Consider the following 1,730-nt stretch of genomic DNA (forward strand, 5'->3'; position numbering starts at 1 on the left):
AGAAAACCGTTTTATTTACCTTACGAAGACATTGTTTGTTTTGGTGCAAATGAGCGCAATGTAGGCTCAGCCCGTGGTGGTTCACGCGTGTTTGTGTCTCTCATGGTGCCATTAAAGTACCCTAAACGTTATAGACTCACTAAACCAACATTTTACGTAGGTGGTTTTAATCGTCAGTGGGATTCGCTGCAATATGCAACAGCCATGACCTTTATGGATACATCAATCCCGCTTGGGACACACTTATATCAATCAATAGAGCACTACTTCAAAATAGATAAAGATATAACAGAAAAACACGGATTTCCTGAGGAGTTAAAACCCTATTTAGACCCAGCAGATTGCCAAGTTAATAGAGAAGCCGTGTGGTAGTGAAGTTAGTTTGTTTAGCATTTACACAAAGGAGTGATGCCGAACTGAGAAAAAATAGTTAATAGTACAGTTCGGTAATAAGGAAGTTGAATATGTTTGAGCAATACGCAAAAACCGCTTATCGCGGTAAGCAAGCTGCAAAATTTAGAAATGAAATCGCAACAGATGAACGTGATTCAATGTTTTGCCGCTATCAAAGTAAGCAGGCGTTTTACCCGAGAGACGGTGTATTTGGCCACTGTTTTGATAATAGTCAAAACAGTTGCTACAAAGGTAATATTACTGGAGCAGAAAAATATGCACGTTCAATTTTAGCAAAAGGTAAAAATGAATTAGCAATGCCATTAGCAGGAAACGCAACTAATATTGCTGGCTTTGTCATTTTTTCTTGGGCAATAATTCATTTTTGTATTGTTATATTCTTGTTTGTTATGCCGTTATTTAGTTTAGCTTTAGGGGCGGTTGATGTTGCGTTAGAATTTTTAGCGGGCCTGTCATTATGTTGGATAGTTTCTAAATTGATTAATTGGTTAATTTGGCCGTTTTTTAGGTTTAAATATAATCTAGCTGTTATTTTTAATCGTGCCACAGGAATGGTGGAGGTACCAACTAAAAACGCGAAAGATTTCGATATTTTCCCATTTGAAGAGTTTAATGCACATTATAGGGTGCAGCATAACCCTAAAAGCGGTTTTCCATACCGTGGGTTTACTTTGTTACATTATCAGCAAAGCATGCGATATGACCAAACTTTTAGTAACCAGATAGCATCTGCATTTATTCATTGGGAACTGCTACAAAACTTTATGGATGTTACTCAACCCTTAGCAGATATTCCACAATTTGAATATTACCGAGAGTTTGATAAAACCACCGCTGAATTTGATAAAGCCAATGGTCGCCCTAAGTATTTTTGGTATCGTGTTGATAAGTCATTTTTAAAAGAAATGTCCAAAGCAGATGACGAGTTGAGAAAAGAATTTAATGATGAAGAGCAGCTCGATAATCTTTTGATGGGTAAACCTATTAAAAAGCTAACACCACCGGATATTTTTAAATTTCCGTGGAAATACGCAGATAACATTAAGCCTGAAAGCGAGATCAAGTTCGGTAAAACACTGTGGCAAAAATTCACATCATTTTTGATGGTAGATCTGTAGTTAAGTAACATAATAAAATTAAAGGAATTTAACCCAAGCAGTAAATAACTGCTTGGGTAGGCAAAAGGATATTCGTGCGTATTCTCATGACTTTGATCACCGATTCTCATCAGCTTTGATCACCTGATTTATCATTTTGTAGAGCCGTTTTTAAATTAGCTTAACTGATCATCATCAGTCAATTTATTTAACTGTTTT

Annotated in this window: 1 protein-coding gene and 1 pseudogene; both read left to right on the plus strand. The window is 36.3% G+C overall.

The annotated features are described in order from the left end of the window. Window positions 1-372: pseudogene (locus H5232_RS23085) on the plus strand (hypothetical protein); the annotation flags it as partial. A 92-nt stretch (window positions 373-464) separates the two neighbouring features. Next, window positions 465-1,532, plus strand: a complete 1,068-nt coding sequence (locus H5232_RS23090) for a hypothetical protein (RefSeq protein ID WP_182831625.1) — start codon at window positions 465-467, stop codon at window positions 1,530-1,532. The last annotated feature ends 198 nt before the right edge of the window (window positions 1,533-1,730 follow it).

Source organism: Pseudoalteromonas sp. SG41-5 (assembly GCF_014164495.1).
Lineage (GTDB): Bacteria > Pseudomonadota > Gammaproteobacteria > Enterobacterales > Alteromonadaceae > Pseudoalteromonas > Pseudoalteromonas rhizosphaerae.